This is a genomic window from Kitasatospora papulosa (assembly GCF_000717245.1).
GTDB lineage: Bacteria > Actinomycetota > Actinomycetes > Streptomycetales > Streptomycetaceae > Streptomyces > Streptomyces papulosus.
In genome coordinates, this window is record NZ_JNYQ01000004.1 from 1,212,742 (window position 1) to 1,235,716 (window position 22,975).

Annotated in this window: 24 protein-coding genes; 14 read left to right on the top strand and 10 right to left on the bottom strand. The window is 71.3% G+C overall.

The window, feature by feature from the left end:
- Window positions 1-31: 31 nt before the first annotated feature.
- From IA22_RS0116925 to IA22_RS0116955, 8 genes are all read right to left on the bottom strand, one after another.
- Window positions 32-421 (bottom strand): DUF3099 domain-containing protein, encoded by a 390-nt coding sequence (locus IA22_RS0116925; protein WP_030124050.1) that lies wholly within the window; start codon window positions 419-421, stop codon window positions 32-34.
- Window positions 422-541: 120 nt separating this feature from the next.
- Entirely contained in the window at window positions 542-829 is a 288-nt protein-coding gene (locus IA22_RS0116930) for a DUF1416 domain-containing protein (protein WP_014154938.1), read from the bottom strand.
- Window positions 830-877: 48 nt separating this feature from the next.
- Window positions 878-1,717, bottom strand: a complete 840-nt coding sequence (locus IA22_RS0116935; RefSeq protein ID WP_014154939.1) for a sulfurtransferase — start codon at window positions 1,715-1,717, stop codon at window positions 878-880.
- Between the two features lie 151 nt (window positions 1,718-1,868).
- Window positions 1,869-1,949 (bottom strand): putative leader peptide, encoded by an 81-nt coding sequence (locus IA22_RS38245; RefSeq protein WP_350310325.1) that lies wholly within the window; start codon window positions 1,947-1,949, stop codon window positions 1,869-1,871.
- Between the two features lie 252 nt (window positions 1,950-2,201).
- Entirely contained in the window at window positions 2,202-2,897 is a 696-nt protein-coding gene (locus IA22_RS0116940) for an LmeA family phospholipid-binding protein (protein WP_030124051.1), read from the bottom strand.
- Between the two features lie 154 nt (window positions 2,898-3,051).
- Window positions 3,052-4,431: a hypothetical protein gene (locus IA22_RS0116945; protein ID WP_030124052.1), complete on the bottom strand. Its 1,380-nt coding sequence runs from the start codon at window positions 4,429-4,431 to the stop codon at window positions 3,052-3,054.
- 10 nt (window positions 4,432-4,441) lie between these two features.
- Window positions 4,442-4,696, bottom strand: coding sequence for a MoaD/ThiS family protein (locus IA22_RS0116950; protein ID WP_014154942.1), 255 nt, complete (start codon window positions 4,694-4,696; stop codon window positions 4,442-4,444).
- Window positions 4,697-4,737: 41 nt separating this feature from the next.
- Window positions 4,738-5,685, bottom strand: a complete 948-nt coding sequence (locus IA22_RS0116955) for an alpha/beta hydrolase (RefSeq protein WP_030124053.1) — start codon at window positions 5,683-5,685, stop codon at window positions 4,738-4,740.
- A gap of 297 nt (window positions 5,686-5,982) precedes the next feature.
- Here IA22_RS0116955 and IA22_RS0116960 point away from each other — a divergent pair, with 297 nt between their 5' ends.
- The 6 genes from IA22_RS0116960 to IA22_RS0116985 all read left to right on the top strand — a co-directional run bounded on the left by IA22_RS0116960 (window position 5,983) and on the right by IA22_RS0116985 (window position 11,477).
- Entirely contained in the window at window positions 5,983-6,786 is an 804-nt protein-coding gene (locus IA22_RS0116960; protein WP_030124054.1) for a response regulator transcription factor, read from the top strand.
- A gap of 24 nt (window positions 6,787-6,810) precedes the next feature.
- Window positions 6,811-7,854, top strand: coding sequence for a LacI family DNA-binding transcriptional regulator (locus tag IA22_RS0116965; RefSeq protein WP_014154945.1), 1,044 nt, complete (start codon window positions 6,811-6,813; stop codon window positions 7,852-7,854).
- Window positions 7,855-7,948: 94 nt separating this feature from the next.
- On the top strand, window positions 7,949-9,091 hold the full coding sequence (locus tag IA22_RS0116970) for a S1C family serine protease (protein WP_030124055.1): 1,143 nt from the start codon (window positions 7,949-7,951) through the stop codon (window positions 9,089-9,091).
- Between the two features lie 13 nt (window positions 9,092-9,104).
- Complete coding sequence (locus IA22_RS0116975; protein WP_014154947.1) at window positions 9,105-9,287, top strand: hypothetical protein; 183 nt, start codon at window positions 9,105-9,107, stop codon at window positions 9,285-9,287.
- A 46-nt stretch (window positions 9,288-9,333) separates the two neighbouring features.
- Window positions 9,334-10,065 (top strand): response regulator transcription factor, encoded by a 732-nt coding sequence (locus IA22_RS0116980; protein ID WP_014154948.1) that lies wholly within the window; start codon window positions 9,334-9,336, stop codon window positions 10,063-10,065.
- On the top strand, window positions 10,062-11,477 hold the full coding sequence (locus IA22_RS0116985; protein ID WP_030124056.1) for a sensor histidine kinase: 1,416 nt from the start codon (window positions 10,062-10,064) through the stop codon (window positions 11,475-11,477). The genes IA22_RS0116980 and IA22_RS0116985 overlap by 4 nt, the downstream gene beginning before the upstream one ends.
- A 7-nt stretch (window positions 11,478-11,484) precedes the next feature.
- On the opposite strand, the gene IA22_RS0116990 is transcribed toward IA22_RS0116985, so the two are convergent.
- Both IA22_RS0116990 and IA22_RS0116995 read right to left on the bottom strand, forming a co-directional pair.
- Window positions 11,485-12,372, bottom strand: a complete 888-nt coding sequence (locus IA22_RS0116990) for a phosphatidylinositol-specific phospholipase C domain-containing protein (protein ID WP_030124057.1) — start codon at window positions 12,370-12,372, stop codon at window positions 11,485-11,487.
- Between the two features lie 194 nt (window positions 12,373-12,566).
- Window positions 12,567-14,369: a bifunctional metallophosphatase/5'-nucleotidase gene (locus IA22_RS0116995; RefSeq protein ID WP_030124058.1), complete on the bottom strand. Its 1,803-nt coding sequence runs from the start codon at window positions 14,367-14,369 to the stop codon at window positions 12,567-12,569.
- A 181-nt stretch (window positions 14,370-14,550) separates the two neighbouring features.
- Here IA22_RS0116995 and IA22_RS0117000 point away from each other — a divergent pair, with 181 nt between their 5' ends.
- The 8 genes from IA22_RS0117000 (at window position 14,551) to IA22_RS0117035 (ending at window position 22,935) form a co-directional block, all read left to right on the top strand.
- Window positions 14,551-15,621 (top strand): PDDEXK nuclease domain-containing protein, encoded by a 1,071-nt coding sequence (locus IA22_RS0117000; RefSeq protein WP_030124059.1) that lies wholly within the window; start codon window positions 14,551-14,553, stop codon window positions 15,619-15,621.
- Between the two features lie 81 nt (window positions 15,622-15,702).
- Entirely contained in the window at window positions 15,703-16,626 is a 924-nt protein-coding gene (gene mshD / locus IA22_RS0117005) for a mycothiol synthase (RefSeq protein ID WP_030124060.1), read from the top strand.
- 92 nt (window positions 16,627-16,718) lie between these two features.
- Entirely contained in the window at window positions 16,719-17,129 is a 411-nt protein-coding gene (locus tag IA22_RS0117010; protein ID WP_014154954.1) for a GntR family transcriptional regulator, read from the top strand.
- Between the two features lie 32 nt (window positions 17,130-17,161).
- Window positions 17,162-18,025, top strand: a complete 864-nt coding sequence (locus IA22_RS0117015; RefSeq protein ID WP_472959867.1) for an ABC transporter ATP-binding protein — start codon at window positions 17,162-17,164, stop codon at window positions 18,023-18,025.
- A complete protein-coding gene (locus tag IA22_RS0117020; RefSeq protein WP_030124062.1) occupies window positions 18,022-18,996 on the top strand; it encodes a hypothetical protein in 975 nt (324 codons plus the stop codon). Before IA22_RS0117015 ends, IA22_RS0117020 begins: the two co-directional genes overlap by 4 nt.
- Window positions 18,997-19,287: 291 nt before the next feature.
- On the top strand, window positions 19,288-21,534 hold the full coding sequence (locus IA22_RS0117025; RefSeq protein WP_014154957.1) for an RNA degradosome polyphosphate kinase: 2,247 nt from the start codon (window positions 19,288-19,290) through the stop codon (window positions 21,532-21,534).
- Window positions 21,521-22,513: a CHAD domain-containing protein gene (locus IA22_RS0117030; protein ID WP_030124063.1), complete on the top strand. Its 993-nt coding sequence runs from the start codon at window positions 21,521-21,523 to the stop codon at window positions 22,511-22,513. The genes IA22_RS0117025 and IA22_RS0117030 overlap by 14 nt, the downstream gene beginning before the upstream one ends.
- Complete coding sequence (locus tag IA22_RS0117035; RefSeq protein WP_033248189.1) at window positions 22,510-22,935, top strand: NUDIX hydrolase; 426 nt, start codon at window positions 22,510-22,512, stop codon at window positions 22,933-22,935. Before IA22_RS0117030 ends, IA22_RS0117035 begins: the two co-directional genes overlap by 4 nt.
- Window positions 22,936-22,975 lie beyond the last annotated feature (40 nt).

Consider the following 22,975-nt stretch of genomic DNA (forward strand, 5'->3'; position numbering starts at 1 on the left):
CCCGCCGGGCCATGGGCCCACGGGACGGCCCTCAGCGGCGGTTGTCCCTGCCGTCGAGCTCGTCCCACCACCGGTCGGACGTCGGATCTCCCGTGGGGGCCTGCTGCGGCGAGCGCGGCCGCGAGGCGGGGGGAGGGGGCTTCGAGGGCCGGGAGAGGTCGGGCGCGGAGCCCTCGGGCCGCGAGCCCGGTGCCCTGGACCCCGGTGCCCTGGATCCCGGTGAGGGATCGTCCCACCAACGGTCCTCGGGTCCGCGCCGGTTGGCGACGATCGCGGCGACGGGCGGCAGGACCATGGCGACCACGCACATCGCCACGGCCGCGGGGACGGACCACAGACGCACGAAGGCCCAGGCGGAGACGAAGAGGAAGAGGCATCCGCCCATCATCAGAAAATAGACGCGCCTGCGCCGGGCGTACATGAGTCCAGCGTAGGGCTCACCGGCGCGGAAGCGCACGCGGACGGCGCGAAGGGCCGCACCCCGTGTCAGGTGGCGTCCAACCCCCTGGGGTGCGGCCCTCCGGCCGTCCGTGCGCGTGAACTACACGGCGATGGCGACCTCGGCGAGGCCACCGGTCTGCGCCACGACCGTACGGTCGGCGGTGCCGCCCGGAACCAGGGCACGCAGCGTCCAGGTGCCCTCGGCCGCGTAGAAACGGAACTGCCCGGTCGCCGAGGTCGGGACCTCGGCGGTGAACTCACCGGTCGAGTCGAGCAGTCGGACGTAGCCGGTGACGGGCTCGCCGTCGCGGGTCACGCTGCCCTGGATGGTCGTCTCGCCCGGCTTGATCGTCGAAGCGTCGGGGCCGCCGGCCTGTGCTCCACACATGGTGTTCTGTCCTTCTGGTCGGGGTCCTGCTGATCGGATCCTGCGGAATTACTTGTTGGCGCCGAGCTCGATCGGAACGCCCACCAGGGAGCCGTACTCGGTCCAGGAACCGTCGTAGTTCTTGACGTTCTCCTGGCCGAGGAGCTCGTGCAGCACGAACCAGGTGAGGGCCGAGCGCTCACCGATGCGGCAGTACGCGATGGTGTCCTTCGACAGGTCCACCTGCTCGTCCTCGTAGAGGGCCTTGAGCTCGTCGTCCGACTTGAAGGTGCCGTCGTCGTTGGCGTTCTTCGACCACGGGATGTTGCGGGCGCTCGGCACGTGGCCGGGGCGCTGCGACTGCTCCTGCGGGAGGTGCGCCGGGGCGAGCAGCTTGCCGCTGAACTCGTCGGGCGAACGCACGTCGACGAGGTTCTGGCTGCCGATGGCCTTCACGACGTCGTCGCGGTAGGCGCGGATCGACTCGTCCTGGGCCTTGGCCTTGTACTCGGTGGCCGGGCGCGCCGGGACGGCGTCGGTCAGGTCGCGGGAGTCGAGCTCCCACTTCTTGCGGCCGCCGTCGAGCAGCTTGACGTTCTCGTGGCCGTACAGCTTGAAGTACCAGTAGGCGTACGAGGCGAACCAGTTGTTGTTGCCGCCGTAGAGGACGACCAGCGTGTCGTTGCCGATGCCCTTCTCGGACAGGAGCTTCTCGAAGCCGGCCTGGTCGACGAAGTCACGGCGGACCGGGTCCTGGAGGTCCTTGGTCCAGTCGATCCGGATCGCGTTCTTGATGTGGTTCTTCTCGTACGCCGAGGTGTCCTCGTCGACCTCGACGATGGCGACCTGCGGGTCGTCGATGTGGGCCTCGACCCAGTCGGCGTCGACCAGGACGTCTGCGCGGCTCATGTGTTTCTCCTCCGGGGCAGTCTGCGGCGGGGTGGTGCGGAGTGCTGGGTGCCGGGTGTACGCGCGGGCGCTGGCAGCGGAACGCGCACGGCGGGCACGGATTCGGCCCTGACGTCGTCGAAGGGCCGGCGGGAAACGGGAGAGGTCCCGCTCAGAAGGTGCGACAGAGCATGGCGGCGACGCGGCACAGGTCTACTGCCCGCCGCTTCGTGAGGTCCGCCTGTCGCTTCATGCGTCCGATCGTAGGGAGGTACGGGCGGAGATGTCACCGTCGTGTCGGATGATGAGACGCGATCGTCCGATATGCGAGACGAGGGAGTGGTCCAGGGCCTCGGAGGCACGGATTCCGGCAGTCGGTGCCCGACGGCCGGCTAGGGAACGGACGAGCCCGTCTCATCATCTGGATCGTGCGTCCGGTTCACCGCCGGACGGTCCCCGCCGCACCCGCTCCGGGCGCGGTCCGCGGCCGTCCGGCGCAGCGGCGTCAGCCCGCGAGCCGGACGTCCGATCCGGTCACCGAGATCTCCAGCCCGCCCGGAGCCACCTCGATCTTCTGCAGTTCCAGGCCTTCGGGCAGCCCGCCGATCCCGCGTTCGAAGTCGGTCTTCTTCCTGACCAGGCCCTCGAGGCCCGGGATGCCCTCGCCCGGCACCTCGTCGGCGCGCACCCTGACGGTGTCGCCGTCGACCAGGGTGACCGTGGAGAGCACGCTGCGCGTGAGCGTGCGGCCCAGCAGGGGGATCTCCACCGAGCCGGTGACCTTGACCTTGCCGTCGCCGCCGTAGGCGACGGTGACACCGTCGTCGGCGGCCTCGGTCAGGGCCGCGTACGGGATGACGGCCGTCCCGGAGGCCCGGGAGGCGGTGGCGCTGGTGTAGCCGGCACCCAGCGTGACCCGGCTCAGCTCGGCCTGGATCTCGCTGATGCGTATCTCCCGCCCGGCAGCGTTCGCGCGGATGTCCTTGACCGTGACGTCCACCCGGTCGAACTCCGAGGCCGCGACCTGGGTCAGGAAGGGGAAGCCCTTGATCGAGACATCGGTCGAACCGGCCTCGGCGTCACCGAAAGCGATCCGCCCCTCTGCCTCCGACTCGGCGAAGTACAGGGCGGCGCGGTCCACGGCGACGAAGACACCGCCCAGCACCACGGCCAGGATCAGCAGTATTCGCAGTGCTCGCATGCCTGTTGTTCCCCCACTCGGACCGGCCGGACCTCTGGTGCACCTGAGCCTACTGCCGCGGTGCGGCGTGCCCTGAGTGATCGACGAACACGAGGCCCGGCCGGTTCCCCGGCCGGGCCTCGAAGTGCGGGGACGCCGGAAACGTCCGGGAACGTCAGGCGATCGCACGGCCGATCAGATAGACGGCGGGAGCCGCGGCCGTGAGCGGCAGCGCCACCCCCGCGGTCATGTGCACGAACCGGGACGGGTAGTCGTAGCTCGCGACCCGCAGACCGATCAGCGCGCAGCCACCCGCCGCGAACCCGAGGAACGCCGACCGGGCCCCGAAGTCCGTGAACACCCCGGCGGCCAGGCCCGCTCCCGCCGAGGCGAGCAGCGCCACCACCACCGAGACCGCTCCGGGCAGTGGCAGGGCCCTGACCAGCACGCCCACGGCGACCGCGACACCGCCCACCGTCACCGCGTCCGGTACCGCCGCCAGGTGCCCGGCCGCCAGCACGGCCAGCGCCGCCGACGCGACGGTGGCCGTCAGGCCGTACATCCGCTCGTCGGCACCGGCATGGCTGCGCAGCTGCAGGACGATGGTGAGCAGCACCCAGCCACCGAGCGTGCCGAGGATGGCCGCCGGGGCGTTGTCCCGGCCCGCGGCGAGCAGCACCGCATCGGCCGCCACACCGCCGGCGAAGGCGAGCGCGATGCCCTGCCGGGCCGGCCACATGCCGTTGAGCCGGAACCAGCCCGCGGCCGTCACGGCCTGGAGCAGGACCAGGGGCACGAGCAGGGCGTAGGCCCCGATCGCCGCGGCGAGGGCGAGGAGCAGGCCGAGGCCCGCCGTGATCGCGGCGGGCTGCATCCCCGGCGCGATGATCGGCGAACGCCCTTCGGCGCGGGCCCGCTGGGCGTCGGTGATCCGGCTGTTGCCCAGAGTGGTCGGCGCGCTGTACCCGGAGTCGTCGGAACCAGCCCCCGGAGCGGCCGCCGGAGCCGCCTGGGCGGGCGGGGCGGCCGGGACGTACTGCGGTTGCCGCGCCGGGGCCTCGGGCGGCAGCGGGTGGCCGCCCTGCCCGGCGGGCGCGTCGGGGTGCTGCGGCTGGATCGTCGGCTGGTACGTGGTGTCCCAGGTCTGCCCCTGCCACGTCTGGGCAACGCCCTGGTCGGCGGGCTGGGTCCGGAACGCGCCCTGCTCCGGGTGGACGGCGGGCTGCCGACCGTACGGCTGCTGCTCCTGCTGCTGCGGGTACGGCTGCTGTTGCTGCTGCGAGTACGGCTGCTGCTGTTGCTGCGGCTGCGGGTAGGACGGCTGCTGCTGCCCGTACGTCGGCTGCAGCCCGTTCTGCGGTTGTCCGTAGGCCGGGTCGTACGGCTGCGGGCTCTGCGGCTGTCCGTACGCCGGGTCGTACGGCTGCGGGCTCTGCGGCTGCCCGTACGGGTCGTACGGCTGCTGCCCGTACGCCGCCGGGTCGTACGGCTCCTGTCCCTGGCGCTGCTGCCCGTGTCCCGGGTCGTACGGATACTGCTGATCGTTGTCGCTCATGGTCTGCGGTTCACCCTCCTGCGAACGGCGGGAGCACCTCGACCGTGCCGCCCTCGGCAAGCCGTACGGTCTCATGACCGCGGGTCCCCACAGGATTCCCGTCGATCAGGAACGAGCATCGGCGCAGTACGCGCGTCAGTTCACCGGGGTGCCGCTCGCGCACCCCGTCGAGAGCCTCGGCGAGTGTGTTCGCCGTGTACGGCTCCTCCGCGGTCCCTGCGGCGGCCTTGGCCGCGGCCCAGTAGCGGATCGTGCCCGCTGCCATGGCGGCACCCCTTTCGTCGTACGTCGGCTGTCCATCATGGATCACGCCGACTCCGTCCAGTCCGCGATGCGGGTCAGCAGTGCCTCGTCCGCGGCGTTCTCCGCGTGGCCCATGCCGTGTTCCAGCCAGAGCTCGGCCCCGTCACCCGCGGCTCCGGCCAGCATCCGGGGATGGTCGACGGGGAAGTACGGGTCCCGGTCGCCGTGCACGATCAGCAGAGGCACACCGATCAGCGGGACCGCCTCCACCGGCGAGAGCGGCACGGGGTCCCAGTCCTGCTGATGGATGCGGGTCCGGAAGCCGTAGCGGCCGACGAGCCGGCCCGCGGGCCGCGTGACCACCCAGTGCAGGCGACGCATGGGCGCCGTGCCTCGGTAGTACCAGCGAGCCGGAGCGCTCACGGCGACGACCGCATCCGTGTGGGCCGCCCCGATGAATGGCTGCGCTTCTGCACGCCTCTTGTGCGCCGTGTGCGCCCCCGTGCGCGGCCCCACCCGTTCGGTCGCCCCCGGGCCGAATTCCTCCTCGGCGGATTCTCCGGATTCCGGCGCCGTATACAGAGCGGCGTGCCGGAGCACGACAGAACCGCCCATCGAGAAACCGACCGTAACGATTCGGCGGTGCCCCAGCGACCGTGCCCAGGCGACCGCGGCCGCGAGATCCAGCACCTCGCGATCGCCCACCGTCGACCGTCCGCCGGACCTTCCGTGCCCCCGAAAGGAGAACGTGATCACGGCCGCACGCTGGGCGAACACCGCGGCCGCCCGGAGCAGCGCCGGCCGGTCCGCGGAGCCGGTGAAACCGTGTGCGAGGACCACGGCGGGCCCTTCCGGGGCACCGCCTCCGGCGCCCCCGGAACCCGCCGTACACGGGGTGTACACCGCCTCGATACGGACCCCGTCACCGGTCAGCAACGTGGTGCGCCGGGGCACCGGCGTGATCGAGGGAACAGAAGAACTCGGGAAACCACCCTCGGACACAGAACTCATGTGGGCTATTCTGCTGCGAAGAGGATCCGGGCAAAGCAGCCCCCGGGTCCTTTTGTGCTTTCCGAGCGTTGTTACGGCGACGTTTCGACAAGCTCAGCGGTCCCCGGGCGCGGGGCCGCACAGTAAAAACCGTATGACGGCCGTCGCAGGTGACGGCCGTACGGGAGTACGAAGCACTGCCGCATACTCCCCCGGGTCCGACCCGGGAGTGCCCCTCTCGCAGGGAACGAGGAGGACCGACGTAATGGGCGAGCTGAACGTGCACGATCGACCGACGACCCAGGCAGGTGGGCGGCGATGAGTTCACTGCTGCTTCTGACGAATGCCCTTCAACCGTCGACGGAGGTGCTCCCCGCCCTCGGCCTTCTGCTGCACAGCGTGCGGGTCGCCCCCGCCGAGGGACCCGCTCTCGTCGACACCCCGGGTGCCGACGTCATTCTCATCGACGGGCGCCGGGACCTTCCCCAGGTGCGCTCGCTCTGTCAGCTGCTGCGGTCCACCGGACCCGGCTGTCCGCTGATCCTCGTCGTGACGGAGGGCGGCCTCGCGGCCGTCACCGCCGACTGGGGCATCGACGACGTCCTACTGGACACCGCGGGCCCCGCGGAGGTCGAGGCCCGGCTGCGGCTGGCCACCGGCCGCCAGCAGATCACCACGGACGACTCCCCCATGGAGATCCGCAACGGCGACCTCTCGGTCGACGAGGCGACGTACAGCGCGAAGCTCAAGGGCCGGGTCCTCGACCTGACCTTCAAGGAGTTCGAGCTGCTCAAGTACCTCGCGCAGCACCCCGGCCGGGTCTTCACCCGCGCCCAGCTGCTCCAGGAGGTCTGGGGCTACGACTACTTCGGCGGCACCCGCACGGTGGACGTCCACGTACGGCGGCTGCGCGCCAAGCTGGGACCCGAGCACGAGTCGCTGATCGGCACCGTGCGCAACGTCGGCTACCGCTTCGTCACCCCCGAGAAGGTGGACCGGGCGGCCGAGGAGGCCAAGGCCAGGGCGGCGTCGAAGCCCACGGACGATCTTGTCACCCGTTCGGAGCAGTCGGCGGACATCGAGGTCCCGGAAGAAGCCCCTGTGCGGCCTGCCAAGCGGTAGGTCGATCCGCGTAGACTGCCGCGCGTGGCCAAGGTGACGCGGGACGATGTGGCGAGACTGGCGGGGACCTCGACAGCGGTCGTCAGCTACGTCATCAACAACGGACCCAGGCCGGTCGCCCCGGCCACGCGCGAGCGGGTGCTCGCCGCGATCAAGGAGCTGGGCTACCGGCCCGACCGGGTCGCCCAGGCGATGGCCTCGCGGCGCACCGACCTCATAGGGATGATCGTGCCGGACGCCCGGCAGCCGTTCTTCGCCGAGATGGCGCACGCGGTCGAACAGGCCGCCGCCGAGCGCGGGAAGATGGTGCTCGTCGGCAACTCCGACTACCGCGACGAGCGCGAGGTCCACTACCTGCGGGCCTTCCTCGGCATGCGGGTCTCCGGGCTGATCCTGGTCAGCCAGGGCCCCAGCGAGCGGGCGGCCGCCGAGATAGAGGCATGGGACGCGCGCGTCGTCCTGCTCCACGAACGCCCCGAGGCGATCGACGACGTCGCGGTCGTCACGGACGACATCGGCGGCGCCCAGCTCGCCACCCGCCACCTCCTGGAGCACGGCAACGCCTATGTGGCGTGTCTCGGCGGCATGGAGTCGACCCCGGTGGTCGGCGACCCCGTCGCCGACCACATCGAGGGCTGGCGCAGGGCGATGCAGGAGGCCGGGCTGCCGACGGAGGACCGGCTGTTCCACGCCCCCTACAACCGTTACGACGCCTACCAGGTGGCCCTGAAGCTGCTCTCCGGGCCCGACAGGCCCCCGGCGATCTTCTGCGCCACGGACGACCAGGCCATCGGGGTGCTGCGGGCCGCGCGCGAGCTGCGGATCGACGTGCCGGGCGAGCTCGCGGTCGCCGGCTTCGACGACGTGAAGGAGGCCGGGCTGACCGACCCGCCGCTGACGACGGTCTTCTCGGACCGTCCGGCGATGGCACGGGCAGCCGTGGACCTCGTCCTCGACGACTCGCTGCGGGTCTCGGGCTCGCGGCGGGAGCGGCTGAAGCAGTTCCCGTCCGCGCTGGTGGTGCGCCGGTCGTGCGGCTGCGGGGAACCGACCGTGACCACGCTGTAGCGGGGCGCGTCCTTATATCGGGCATACACGGTTCTGCCGGGCTTCTCAGGACGTACTCAGGCTGCTCTCATGTTCGCTGGCCACTCTCGTAGACATGACCGACAGCCACCGCCCGAGCGGCGAGTACCCGATGTCCCCCTCCCACGACAACGGATCGCACGACAACGGATCGCGCGACAGCAACGCGTACGGCACCGGCTCGTACGGCGGCGGCTCCTACGGTGGTGGCGCGGCGGCCTACCCGCCGCCGCCCTCCTACGAGCCCGAGCGGCAGACCACCGAGGTGCCCGCCGGTGCCTACGCCTGGCCGGCACCCCAGCCCCTCCCGGCCGCGGACACCCCCAAGCCCGAGCGCCGGGTCAAGCGGCCGTTGGCCCTGCTCGCGGCCGTGGCGATCGCCGCCGCGGCGGTCGGAGGCGGCACCGCCACCCTCATCGGGGAGCTCGCGGGCGGCAGCTCCGGCTCCAGCGGCGTCGTCAGCGGCACCACCGTCTCGCAGAGCAGCGCCGGCACCGTCTCCGGCGTGGCCGCGGCCGTGTCGCCGGCCATCGTCGAGATCAGCGCGACGTCCTCGTCCGGCGAGGCCACCGGCTCGGGTGTCGTCATCACGGCCGACGGCGAGATCGTCACCAACAACCACGTCATCTCCGGCGCCTCCAAGATCGAGGTGGCCCTCAGCACCGGGAAGACGTACACCGCCGACGTCGTCGGCACCGACGCCGACAAGGACCTGGCGCTCATCAAGCTCCAGGGTGCGAGCGGGCTGAAGACGGCCTCGCTCGGCGACTCCTCCTCGGTGAAGGTCGGCGACCAGGTCGTGGCCATCGGCTCGCCCGAAGGACTCACCGGCACGGTCACCAGCGGCATCGTCTCCGCCCTGGACCGCGACGTCACGGTCGCCAAGGACGAGGACCAGAGCCAGGGCCAGCAGCAGCAACAGGGCGGCCAGAACTGGCCGTTCGAGTTCGGCGGTCAGCAGTTCAACGGTGACACCGGTTCGTCCAAGACGACGTACAAGGCCCTGCAGACCGACGCCTCCCTCAACCCAGGCAACTCCGGCGGCGCGCTGATCAACATGAACGGCGAGATCATCGGCATCAACTCCGCCATGTACTCACCCAGTTCTGCCAGCACCTCGGGCAGCTCGGCAGCGGGCAGCGTGGGACTCGGCTTCGCCATCCCCGTCAACACCGTCAAGGCCGACCTGGACACCCTGCGCGCCGGCAACGGCTCCTGACCAGGAGGTCTCCATGAACCCCGACACCGCGAGCGTGGCCGCCGGCCCGTCCGCCCTGGCCCTCCCCCTCGCCCTGGCCGCCGAACTGGCCGCCGCGGCCCCCGCCGCCTCCGCTCCCCGCCCGCCCGAGATCCGCGGCGGCAACGGCCGCGGGCGACGTGCCGCGCGACGTCGTGCGGCGGCCGTGCGAGGCTGAGGACCGAGCCCCACCACCCGGCACGAAGGAAGAGGACGAAGAAGCGATGAGCCCCGCCGAAGACGATCCGCAGCGTGTCCTGATCGTCGACGACGAGCCCGCCGTGCGCGAGGCCCTGCAGCGCAGTCTCGCCTTCGAGGGGTACGGGACGGAGGTGGCCGTGGACGGCTACGACGCCCTCGCCAAGGCCGAGTCGTACGCACCCGACCTGATCGTCCTGGACATCCAGATGCCCCGCATGGACGGCCTGACCGCCGCCCGGCGCATCCGGTCCACGGGGTCGACCACGCCCATCCTGATGCTCACCGCCCGCGACACGGTCGGGGACCGGGTCACCGGCCTCGACGCCGGTGCCGACGACTACCTGGTCAAGCCCTTCGAGCTGGACGAGCTCTTCGCCCGTATCCGCGCGCTGCTGCGCCGCAGCTCCTACGCGGCCGCACAGGGCGGGGACGTCCCCGACGACGACGTCCTTTCCTTCGCCGACCTCCGCATGGACCTGAACACCCGGGAGGTCACCCGCGGGGCACGCCGGGTGGAACTCACCCGCACCGAGTTCACCCTCCTGGAGATGTTCCTGGCCCACCCCCGCCAGGTGCTGACCCGTGAGCAGATCCTCAAGGCCGTCTGGGGCTTCGACTTCGAACCCAGCTCCAACTCCCTGGACGTGTACGTGATGTACCTGCGCCGCAAGACGGAGGCGGGCGGCGAGCCGCGCCTCGTGCACACCGTGCGAGGTGTCGGGTACGCCCTGCGCTCCGGCGGAGGTGACGGGTGACCGGCCTCCCCCGCCGGCTCCGCGCCCTCCCGCTCCGCTCCCGGCTCGCCCTGCTGGTCGCCGCCGCGGTGGCGGCGGCGGTGGCGGCGGTGGCGGCGGCCTGCTGGTTCGTGACCCGGGAGCAGCTGGAGCACCAGCTGGACGAGTCGCTGCGCGGCTCGAAGGTGGACCAGCCCTACCTGGCGAACCTGTACACGTACTGCAACGGCGGCAACTCGCTGCCACCCCGGCCCTTCACCGGTGTGACGGTCCAGCTCATCGACTCCCAGGGCACGGTCTGCATCGCCCCGGGAACGTCGAAACTGCCGGTCGGCGACGAGGACCTGGAGGTGGCCAAGCGGCAGCGGACCTACGCCCTGCACTCGGTGACGGCCGAGGGCGGCGAGGACATGCGGGTCTACACCTCCCAGCTGGATGTCCGGGGCCCAGGATCGGACACCGGAAACCTCGCGGTCTCCATCGCCCGCCCCATGAGCGAGGTCACCGAACCGCTCTCCACCCTCGCGTGGGTCCTCGTCCTCGTCGCGGGCATCGGCGTCGTCGGCGCCGGCGCGGCCGGTCTGTGGATCGCCCGTACCGGCCTGCGCCCCGTCGACGACCTCGCGCGCGCCGTCGAGCACGTGGCCGAGACCGAGGACCTGACCGTCCGGATCCCCGCGGAGGGCGAGGACGAGATCGCCCGGCTCTCGCGCTCGTTCAACGCCATGACCAGCTCACTGGCCACGTCCCGCGACCGTCAGTCGCAGCTCATCGCCGATGCCGGCCACGAGCTGCGCACCCCGCTCACCTCGCTCCGTACGAACATCGAGCTGCTCGCCCGCAGCGACGACACGGGCCGTGCCATCCCGCCCGAGGACCGCAAGGCCCTGATGTCCTCGGTCAAGGCCCAGATGACCGAGCTGGCCGCCCTGATCGGCGACCTCCAGGAGCTCTCCCGCCCCGACGCCGCCCAGCCCGGTCCCCTCCAGGTCGTCGCGCTGCACGACATCACCCGGACCGCGCTGCAGCGCGCCAGGCTGCGCGGCCCGGAGCTGACCATCACCGCCGAGCTGGCCCCCTGGTACGTACGCGCCGAACCCGCCGCACTGGAGCGGGCGGTCGTCAACGTGCTCGACAACGCGGTGAAGTTCAGCCCCGCGGGCGGCACGATCGAGGTCGTCCTGCACCGTGGTGAGCTGACCGTGCGGGACCACGGGCCCGGCATCCCCGCCGAAGAGCTCCCGCACGTCTTCGACCGCTTCTGGCGCTCCCCGTCCGCCCGCCAGCTGCCCGGCTCGGGCCTCGGCCTCTCCATCGTGGCCCGTACGGTCCAGCAGGCGGGCGGCGAGATCGCGCTGACCCCGGCGGAGGGCGGCGGCACGGTGGCGGCGATCAGGCTGCCGGGGGCACCTCAGCCGCCGCCGGGGCTGTGAGCGGACCTCAGGACCCCGGGTTGTGCCGGATCAGCGACTCCACCAGCCCGGTCCGGGTGGCGGGGAAGTCCAGCGGGACGATCCCGAGGCCGGTCCAGCCCGAGGCTTCCGATCCGTCGAGGAACGAGTGCACCTGCGGGTTGAGCCGGTCCGAGTTCGAGCGCGGGGGCAGCAGGGCCGCGGTGCTCACGTAGTTCATGAAGAACTTGCCGGGCTGCTGCGCCGCCTTGCGGAACTGCGCCTCGATCTTCGGGTACTTGCCGAAGGGCTCGGCCATGTAGTCGTCCTGGATGTCGAAGAGCGCCGGGTCGGCGTACCGGACCCCGGGCAGGCCGCCGTTGTCGGCGAGGACGACGACCTTGCCGCGGGCACCGCCGAGGTCCGGAAGGGTGGAGTCGAGGCGCAGGAGCGGACGCCAGCCCTTGTCGTCGAGATAGATGTCGAAGATCCGCCGGAACGCGGCGTCGCTCTCCTGGGAGTACTCCTGCTTGACGCGCATCAGCACGGTCTCCGAAGGGTGCCTGGCCAGGAAGTCCCGGCAGGCACCCAGCACGTCGTCGAAATTCAGGTGCTGGTAGTAGGCCCCGTGGTGGATCGCGTACGCGTCGCCGCTGATCCGGCACCGGATGTCGAGGAACCGTATGCCGCTGTCCAGTTGCTGGGCCACCGTCGTGTTCTGGCAGGCCGTCCAGGGGCCGCCGTGGCGCGCACCGGCGTTGTGCGTCCCCGGGATCGTGAGGCGTCGCAGCGGGGTGGAGTCGGCTATGCCGCCCATCCAGTCCTGGGTGCCGAGCGCGCGGGAGGCGGCCGCGGACGTCCCGCCGAGGAGGACTCCTGCGGTGACTGCGAGCGAGCCGGTGAGGAAGCTCCGGCGGGTGGCGGTGTACGGGCTCATGGGGGTGTGCCTCCGGGGGCCGTGGGGGCTCGAATTATGTCGGGCACACCTCAATGACGGAACAGGGTCGTCCCGCCACCGACGCCCGCGTGGCCGGAACCCGTCGACCACAAGCCGATGGTCCGCCACGTGGCGTGGCGGACCATCGGTCTCCGGGCCGGACGGGAGCAGCGAGACGCTCCCGTGTGACGGCGTTACTGCACGATCGTGATCCGGTCCGTGGCCGGCGGGGCCAGCGGTGCGGAAGCCGTCGAGTGGGCCGCCAGGTAGGCGTTGAACAGGTCCAGGTCGGACGCGCCGACCAGCTTGTTCGTGCCCTGGCCGAGGGCCGCGAAGCCGTCGCCGCCACCCGCGAGGAACTCGTTCATCGCGACGCGGTACGACTTCGCCGGGTCGATCGCCTCACCGTTCAGACGGATCGTGTCCGCGACCACCCGTGCGGCGCCCGACTTGTTCATGTCCAGCGTGTAGGTGAGGCCCTTCGAGACCTGGAGGATCTTCGGCGACGCCTCGTTCGAGCCGCTGACCTGCTGCTGGAGAGCGGCGACCAGCTGGGCGCCGGTCAGGTCGACGACGTTCATCATGTTGGTGAACGGCTGGACCGTGAACGCCTCGCCGTAGGTCACCACCCCGTCGCCCTCACTGCCGGACGCCTTGAACACCAGGTCGGAGCGGATACCGCCCGGGTTCATGAACGCCACGACCGCGCCGCCCTTGTCCGCGGGGGCCAGACCCTCCAGCTGGGCGTCGGCGATCAGGTTGCCGAGCGGCTTCTCGGGGGCCGTGGAGCCGCGGCCGTTGATGTCGGCGGAGATGTAGCCCTGCGGCCGGTTCGCGATGGGGGCGGCGAGCGTGTTCCAGCGGGCGATCAGCGCCGTCATGTCCGTGGCCTTGGCCTGGTCACGGCTGACGATGTGGTTGGCCGACTCCACCGACGTGCGCACGATGTCCTTGGTGCGGCGGTCGTAGGTGAGGGTCGTGTCCGTGTAGAGCTTGCCGAACGACGAGGCCGAGGTGACCATGCGCGGCTTGCCGGAGGGGTCCGGGACCGTGCAGACGTACGCCTGGTGGGTGTGGCCCGTGACCAGGGCGTCGACCTTCGGCGTGATGCCCTTCGCGATGTCGACGATCGGACCGGAGATGCCGTCACCGGCGCCCGGGCTGTCGCAGTCGTAGTTGTACGAGGAGGAGGCCGGGGCCCCGCCCTCGTGGATCAGCGCGACGATGGACTTGACGCCCTGGCGGTCCAGCTCCTTGGCGTACTTGTTGACCGTCTCGATCTCGTCGTGGAACTTCAGGCCCTTGACGCCGTTGGCCGTGACGATGTTCGGCGTGCCCTCCAGGGTCACCCCGATGAAGCCGATCTTGACGCCGTTCTTCTTCCAGACCGTGTACGGCTTGAGGATCGGCTTGCCGGTCTTCTCGCTCGTCACGTTGGCCGCGAGGTACGGGAAGTCCGCGCCCTTGAACTTCTTGCCCTTCTCGTAGCAGCCCTCGACCGGGTGGCAGCCGCCGTTCTGCAGACGGCCCAGCTCGGTGGCCCCCTCGTCGAACTCGTGGTTGCCCACGGCCGTCACGTCGAGGTCGAGCCCGTTGAGCGCCTCGATGGTGGGCTCGTCGTGGAACAGCCCCGAGAGCAGCGGGCTCGCGCCCACCATGTCGCCGCCGGCCGCCGTGACGGAGTACGGGTGCCCCTTGCGCGCGGTGCGCAGCGAGGTGGCGAGGTACTCGACGCCGCCGGCCGGAACCGACTTCACCGTGCCGTCGGCCTGCGTCTCGCTGACCGACCCGGCGGAGCCGGCCGGCGGCTCCAGGTTGCCGTGCAGGTCGTTGAAGGACAGCAGCTGCACGTCGACGGTGCGGGACGGGTGGTGGCCGTGGCCCTTGTCATGGGCGCCGGCCGGCATCGCGGCGACGAGCGCGCCGACGGTGACGAGCCCGGCGGTGGCGGCGAGCACCCGCCGGGGCACACGGTTCTTCTGCGGAGTCGCTGACATCGGTCCCCTTGTGAGTGTCTGGATCCTGCGTGCGGCAGCCTAGAGTCAACGCGCGTAGCGCGACAGGTGTCCGGGGTTACGAACTGGTTGCTTCGTACTCGGAAACGGGCCGATCACCCGTAGGGCGCACATATGCCGGCAGAAACGTCACCGCAGTCATACATGACGTAATCATGCACGTGTGAACAACGAACTCACGGGCAAGGCAGTGGTGCCGGCCCAGCACCGGGGCGAACTTCCCCCCGGCTTCCACGACATGCTCGACGATCTCAAATCGATCGTGCGGGGCGCGCACGTGCGCGCCCAGCTCAAGGTGAACACCGAGATGCTCCAGATGTACTGGCAGATCGGCCGGACGATCCTGGAGAGGCAGGGCGGCGAGAAGTGGGGGACGAAGGTCGTCGACCGCATCGCCACGGAGCTGCGGACCGAGTTTCCGAACCAGCGGGGGTTCAGCCGAAGCAACCTGCACTACATGCAGCAGATGGCCCGGACGTGGCCGGACCCAATTGTCCAACAGGCTGTTGGACAATTGCCGTGGGGCCACATCACCACTCTCATGGACAAGTGCAAGACCCGCTTCGAGCTGGACTTCTACGCCCAGCACGCCGTCCACCACGGCTGGTCCCGCGACCGCCTCACCACGCACATCCGCAGCGGTCTCCATCTGGCCCAGGGCGCGGCCGCCAACAACTTCGACGTCACCATCCCGGAGCAGTCCGAGGCCGCGAAGCAGATCTTCAAGGACCCGTACCGCCTGGAGTTCACCCAGCTGTCGGACACCGCCGCCGAGCGCGAGCTCGAGGACGCGCTGACGAACAGGATCATCCAGTTCCTCACCGAGCTCGGCTTCGGGTTCGCCTTCGTCGGCCGCCAGTACCCCCTCACCGTGGGCGATACGGAGTTCCGCATCGACCTGCTCTTCTACCACTTCAGGCTGCACCGCTTCGTGGTGGTCGAGCTGAAGACCACCAAGGCTCACCCCTCGCACCTGGGGCAGCTCAGCTTCTACGTCACCGCGGTGGACCGCCTCCTGCGCGACCCGGAGCGGGACGACCGGACGCTCGGCATCCTCATCGCGGAGAGCCAGGACGCGACGACCGTCGAATTCGCTCTCCAGTCCCAGAACCAGCCTCTCGCGGTGAGCACGTACGCGGGCCTTCCCCCGGGCGTACGCGAACTGATGCCCACGACGGACGACCTCTCCCGCCTCGCTCATGAAGTCCTGCACGGCGGGGCCGGTACCGGCTGACGGGGCGGGCGGGACGGCGCCCTCGCCGGCCGTGCGACAGCCTGCCCCGGCGCCCCACCTCCGCCCCGTACGCTCGTACCCATGACGACTGACGCACCCCTCCCCTCCCCCGGGCGCGAGATCGAGACCCTCGACGCGCTCACCCCCGAGCAGGCCGACGCCGTCCTCGCCCTTCTCGGCGAGGCCGCCGGGACCGACGGCCGGCAGGCCGTCTCCGAGCAGGGGCGGCTGCAGTTGAGGGGCGGTCATCGTGAGGGTGTCCGGCATTTCCTGCTCAGCGTCGACGGCGTCCTGGCTGGTTACGCACAGCTGGAGGACGTCGACCCCGTCGAGGCCCCCGCCGCCGAACTGGTCGTGGCCCCCTCCCACCGCGGTCGTGGACACGGCAGGGCGCTGGGCGCCGCGCTCCTCGCCGCGACCGGCAAGCGCCTGCGGGTCTGGGCGCACGGAGGCATGTCGGCCGCCCGCCACCTGGCGCAGGTGCTCGGCCTCTCCCTCTTCCGCGAACTGCGGCAGCTCCGCCGCCCCCTGGACACCATCGACGTCGCCGAGCCGGCCCTGCCGCCGGGCGTCACCGTCCGGACCTTCGTACCGGGACAGGACGACTCGGCCTGGCTCGCCGTCAACCGTGCCGCGTTCGCGCACCACCCGGAGCAGGGCTCCCTCACCCAGCGGGACCTGGACGACCGCAAGTCCGAGCCCTGGTTCGACCCGAAGGGCTTCTTCCTCGCCGAGCGCGACGGCGAGATCATCGGCTTCCACTGGACGAAGGTGCACGCCGAGGACCAGCTCGGCGAGGTCTACGTCGTCGGCATCCGGCCCGACGCCCAGGGCGGCGGCCTCGGCAAGGCGCTCACCGCGATCGGGCTGCGCCACCTGGCCTCCCTGGGCCTGCCGACGGCCATGCTCTACGTGGACGCCGACAACCTGGCGGCCGTGTCGGTGTACGAGCGGATGGGCTTCGCCACGCACGAGGTCGACCTGATGTACCGCACGGAGTCCTGAGCAGCACCAACACCCCGAGGGGCGGCGTCACTTGACGTCGCCCCTTTCTTGGGTCACCCTTTCACTACTCAATTAGTGAAAGGGTGGTGCACATGGCAGAGTCCGCAGCGGTCGAGTTCCGTATCGACCGGCGCAGCGGCGTCGCCACCTACCTCCAGATCGTGCAGCAGACCAAGCAGGCGCTCCGCCTCGGTGTCCTGGAGCCGGGCGACCGTCTGCCCACGGCCCGCGAGGTCGTCGAGGCCACGGCGATCAACCCGAACACCGTGCTCAAGGCCTACCGCGAACTGGAACGCGAGGGGCTCGTCGAGGCCCGCCGGGGCCTGGGCACCTTCGTCCGCCGGACCCTCGGCAGCGCGGCGGTCACGACCGACCCGCCCCTGCGTGCCGAGCTCGCCGAGTGGACCCGCAGGGCCCGCGCCGCCGGTCTGGATAAGGACGACGTGAGCGCGCTCTTCACCGACGTACTGGACAGCACATTCAAGGGGGACCCGCACTCATGACAGGTGCCGCGATCGAGGCGAACGGCCTCGGCATGGCTTACGGGAGACGGCGCGGGCGGGCGCTGAGCGACTGCTCGTTCCGCCTGCCCGCAGGACGGATATGCGCCCTCGTCGGGCCGAACGGTGCCGGCAAGTCCACCCTGCTCGCCCTCGCGGCCGGCCTGCTCCGGCCCACCGAGGGGTCCGTGCGGGTGCTCGGCTCGACGCCCGCCGAGGCGCGTGCGCGTATCGCGTACGTGGCACAGGACAAGCCCTTGTACCCGCAGCTCACCGTGGCCGACACCCTGTGGGCGGGGGCGGAGCTGAACCCCGCCACCTGGGACCGTGCGGCCGCCGACCGGGTCGCCGGTCCGCTCCCGCAGGACGCGAAGGTCCGCACGCTGTCAGGCGGCCAGCGCACGCGGCTCGCCCTGGCGCTCGCGCTGGGCAAGCGGCCCGAACTGATGTTGCTGGACGAGCCGATGGCCGACCTCGACCCGCTCGTGCGTCATCAGCTGATGGGCGTCCTGATGGCCGAGGTCGCCGAGCACGGCACCACCATCGTGATGTCGTCGCACATCCTGACCGAGCTGGAGGGTGCCTGCGACTACCTCCTGCTCGTCGAGGGCGGCCGGGTGCGGCTCGGTGGCGAGAGCGAGGACATCCTGGCGGCGCACGCCGTGCTCACCGGACAGGTCCGTGACCTCGCCCCGCACACCGTGGTCGAGTCGCGCACGACGGGCCGTCAGCTCACCGCCCTGGTGCGGAAGGAAGGCCCGTTGGACGACACCGCCTGGGACGTCACGGAACCCTCCCTGGAGGAGCTGCTGCTGGCCCACCTCCGTTCGCCGGAGGCCCCGGCCCTGCTCACCCCGAGCGCCCGGGCCCGCGCCCGCGAGGAGGTGGTCGCGGCATGAGCACCCTCACCGCGCTGCGCGGCCCCGCCCGGGTCGTGGTGCGCCAGCACCGGTGGACGCTGTGGATCGCGGGCGGACTCGCCCTGCTCACGGTCGCCGGCCTGATCGCCCTCGCCCTGCGATCGGCCCATGTCGCCGAGGTCTTCGCGGCGAGCGAGTGCCGGACGGACGGCGCCGACGGGAACCGGGAATGCATGCAGGTAGCCAGCAACTACCTGGACAGCATGTTCACGTACCGCCGCCTCTTCGAAGACGTCGCCCTTGCCCTGATGGCCCTGCCGGTCCTGCTCAGCGGATTCGTCGCCGGGCCGCTGATCGCCCGGGAGCTGGAAACCGGCACCTTCAAGCTGTCCTGGACCCAGTCGGTGTCACCCGCGCGCTGGCTCGCCGCCAGGCTCGCCGTACCGGCCGTGCTGCTGCTGGCCGGTACCGGCGTAGTGTCCGCAAGCCTCTACCAAGCGCGGTCCCACACGGAGAGTCCCTATCCGTCCGAGTGGCACGCGATGCGCGTATTCAGCACCACGGGCACGGTCCTGGCCGGCCATGTCCTGTTCGCGCTCTGCGTCGGAGCCCTCATCGGAATACTGGTCCGCCGCACGCTCCTCGCACTTGCCCTGTCCGTTCTCGTCACCGGCGCCGTGGGCGTGGCCTTCGCCGGCCTCCGCGCCCACCTGTGGCCCCCGAGCACCGTGTCCGGCACGAGCCTGGACGTACGCGAGAACATCTGGTGGGTGGAGACGGGCCACCTGACCGGCACCGGCGAGCGGCTGTCGCAGGACGTGTGCGCCGACGTGTCCGAGAGCGCCCGGGCCCGGTGCTTCGCGGACAACGGCATCACCGGCCACTACCTCGACTACCACCCCGCCTCCCATTTCTGGCCCCTCCAGCTCGTCGAGACCGGCATCCTGCTCGCCCTCGCCGCCGTGGCCGTCACCGTCGCCTTCCGCCTCCTGCGCCGCCGCACCGGCTGAGAGACCAACCCTGTCCGGGCCCCGGGGGGAGTCCGGGCAGGGGGTTCACCTACGGTGAGGTCGGGGATCCCTCCAGGGGCCCTTCAGCAGCACCGCAGCCACACCGCTTCCTGTACGTCATGTCGTCGTTACCGGCCATTCAGACGGGCTTGCGACCCTCACGGGATGCAGCCAGCTGTGCCCACCCCCCGCAACGGGAGCGGCCCCGGCCCGGGACCGACTTCCGCTTCTTCCGCGATCTTTACGGGCTCCGACGCGCCTGAGGAGCCGAACGCGCGGAAGAATAGGTCCATGAGCCAGCAGCCCAGCTCCGAGGTCCCGGTCCAGTCCGTCCAGCCGTCGGTCGGCTCCCTCGCCTCCCACCGGCCGCACGCCGTCGCGGGCTCCGTGCCCGCAGGCCTGTCCACCGCCGCCGATCTGGACCCTGATCTGGACAACGATCCCGACGCCTACGAGCCCGGGACCGAGGGCGACGAACTGCCCCAGGGACGTTTCCTGGACCGGGAGCGCAGTTGGCTCGCGTTCAACGAACGGGTTCTGGAACTCGCCGAGGACCCCGCCACCCCGCTACTCGAACGGGCTAACTTCCTCGCCATCTTCGCCTCGAACCTGGACGAGTTCTTCATGGTCCGGGTCGCCGGGCTCAAGCGCCGTATCGCGACCGGTGTCGCCACCCGGTCCGCGTCGGGACTGCAGCCCCGCGAGGTCCTGGACCTGATCTGGACCCGCTCCCGCGAGCTCATGGCCCGGCACGCCGCCTGCTACCAGCAGGACGTCGCCCCGGCCCTGTCCGACGAGGGCATCCAGCTGGTCCGCTGGCCCGACCTGACCGAGAAGGAACAGGCCCGCCTGTTCACCTTCTTCCGGCAGCGGGTCTTCCCCGTGCTGACCCCGCTCGCCGTCGACCCCGCGCACCCGTTCCCGTACATCTCCGGGCTCTCGCTGAACCTCGCGGTCGTCGTGCGCAACCCCGTCAGCGGCCACCGGCACTTCGCCCGTGTGAAGGTCCCGCCGCTGCTCACCCGCTTCCTGGAGGCGTCCCCGCAGCGTTACGTCCCCATAGAGGACATCATCGCGGCCCACCTCGAAGAGCTGTTCCCGGGCATGGAGGTCCTCGCGCACCACATGTTCCGGGTCACCAGGAACGAGGACCTGGAGGTCGAGGAGGACGACGCGGAGAACCTGCTCCAGGCCCTGGAGAAGGAGCTCATGCGGCGCCGCTTCGGCCCGCCGGTCCGCCTGGAGGTCGAGGAGTCCATCGACCCGTACGTCCTGGACCTGCTCGTACGCGAACTGAAGATCTCCGAGACCGAGCTCTACCCGCTGCCGGGACCGCTCGACCTCACCGGGCTGTTCGGGATCGCCTCGCTGGACCGGCCCGAGCTGAAGTACCCCAAGTTCATCGCCGGCACCCACCGCGACCTCGCCGAGGTCGAGTCCGCCTCCGCACCCGACATATTCGCCGCCCTGCGCGAACGCGACGTGCTGCTGCACCACCCGTACGACTCCTTCTCCACCTCCGTCCAGGCGTTCCTGGAGCAGGCGGCGGGAGACCCGGACGTCCTCGCGATCAAGCAGACCCTGTACCGGACCTCGGGCGACTCCCCGATAGTGGACGCCCTGATCGACGCCGCCGAATCCGGCAAGCAGGTCCTCGTCCTCGTCGAGATCAAGGCCCGCTTCGACGAGCAGGCCAACATCAAGTGGGCCCGCAAGCTGGAGGAGTCCGGCTGCCACGTCGTCTACGGCCTGGTCGGCCTCAAGACGCACTGCAAGCTGTCGCTCGTCGTCCGCCAGGAGGGCGACACGCTGCGCCGCTACTCCCACGTCGGCACCGGCAACTACCACCCCAAGACGGCGCGGCTCTACGAGGACCTCGGCCTGCTGACCGCCGACCCGCAGGTCGGGGCCGACCTCTCCGACCTCTTCAACCGGCTCTCCGGCTACTCCCGCCGCGAAACCTACCGCCGGCTGCTGGTCGCCCCGAAGTCCCTGCGCGACGGACTGATCGCCCGCATCAACAAGGAGATCACCCACCACCGCGCGGGCCGCTCCGCCTACGTACGCATCAAGGTCAACTCGATGGTCGACGAAGCGGTCATCGACGCCTGCTACCGCGCGGGACAGGCCGGGGTGCCCGTCGACATCTGGGTACGCGGGATCTGCGCGATCCGCCCCGGTGTCAGCGGCCTCTCCGAGAACGTCCGGGTCCGCTCGATACTGGGCCGCTTCCTCGAACACTCCCGGGTCTTCGCCTTCGGCAACGGCGGCGAGCCCGAAGTGTGGTTCGGCAGCGCCGACATGATGCACCGTAACCTCGACCGCCGGATCGAAGCACTGGTCCGCGTCACCGACCCCGCGCATCGCGCCGCCCTCAGCAGGCTCCTGGAGACAGGGATGTCCGACACCACCTCCTCCTGGCACCTGGGCCCCGACGGAAACTGGACCAGGCACTCCACGGACGCGGACGGGCAGCCGCTGCGGCACGTACAAGAGATGCTCATTGACGCCCGGAGGCGCCGGCGTGCGACGCCCTGACCACCAGACGACGACCCTCACCGCGGAAGAGGTCCTCGCGCCCTACCTGCGCGATCAGGCCGCCTCCTTCCTACGGGGCCTCCGGCTGCAACGCGAGCACAGCGCGCCCGCGGACGCCGGCACGCAGCGCGCCGACGAGGCCGCCCGCGCGCTGCGCCACGCGGCCCGCCGGATCAGCGGCACGCTGCACACCTTCCGTGGCGCGCTCGAACCCGTCTGGGCCGACCAGCTCCGGGCCGAACTGGCCTGGCTCTCCGGCACGCTGGCCCGGGAGCACGCGTACGCCACCCGCCTCGGCAGGCTCATGGACGCGCTGCACCAGCTCTCCGGGGCCTCGCTCCCGGCGGCCCGGCCGCCCTCGGGGGAGGGCGCGGCCGAGACCGACAAGGAGCGGGCCGCGCTCGGCGTCGGCGCGGCCCGCGCCGGGGCCCTCCTGGAACGGCGGCTGACCCTCGCCAGGACCCGCGCCCACTCCGCGGCGCTCCAGGCACTGGGCTCCTCCCGCTTCCACGCCGTCGCGGACGCGGTCGCGCTGCTCGCCTCGGAGGTCCCCCTGTCGTCCTCCGCCGCGGAGCCAGCCGGCCTGGTGCTGCACGCCCCGGCCGAGCTGGCCGAGCAGCGGATGCTGGACGCGGTGGCCGCGCTGCCGCCCGACGAGGCGGTGGAACCGTACAACGAGGCCCACGACGCCCTCTGGCACCAGGCCCGTCAGCTGCTCCGGCTGCACCGGTACGCGCACGAGCTGCTGCGGGGCTCTCCCGATCCGGCCCTGGTCGGGCCGGGGCACGCGCTGGAACTGCACCGGGACGCGGCAGAGGCCGCGGCTGCCGCCTCGGCGGCGGCGCGCACTCCCCGCATCGCGCCCGCGACGGCGTACGCCCTGGGCGTGCTGCACGCCGATCAGCGGCACGAGGTGGAGGCGGCGCGCGGGGTGTTCCGGGAGACCTGGCCGCGCGCGGCGGCCGTGACCGCGTCATGAGCGGCACCGTGCGGGCCGCGGGCTGCGTGCTCTGGCGCCGCTCCCCGGACGGTGGCCTGGAGATCTGCCTCGTTCACCGGCCCCGCTATGACGACTGGTCGTACCCCAAAGGCAAGCTGAAGCGCGGCGAGACGCCGCTGGAGGCAGCCCGGCGCGAGGTCCTGGAGGAGACGGGGCACCACTGCGTGCCGGGTGCCCCGCTGCCGACCGCGCTGTACACGGCGAACGGGCGCCCCAAGGAGGTCAGCTACTGGGCGGCGGAGGCCGCCGAGGGCACCTTCGTGCCGAACGACGAGGTCGACCGGCTGGCCTGGCTGGCCCCGGGGACCGTCCGCGACCGGCTGTCCCGTCCCGGCGACCGCGTCCAGCTCGACGCCTTCCTGCGCATCGGACCGACGGACCCGGGCCCGTCCGGCGACTGAGCGCCCGCGCGCGGGGACCTGCCAGGTCCCCGCGCCACCC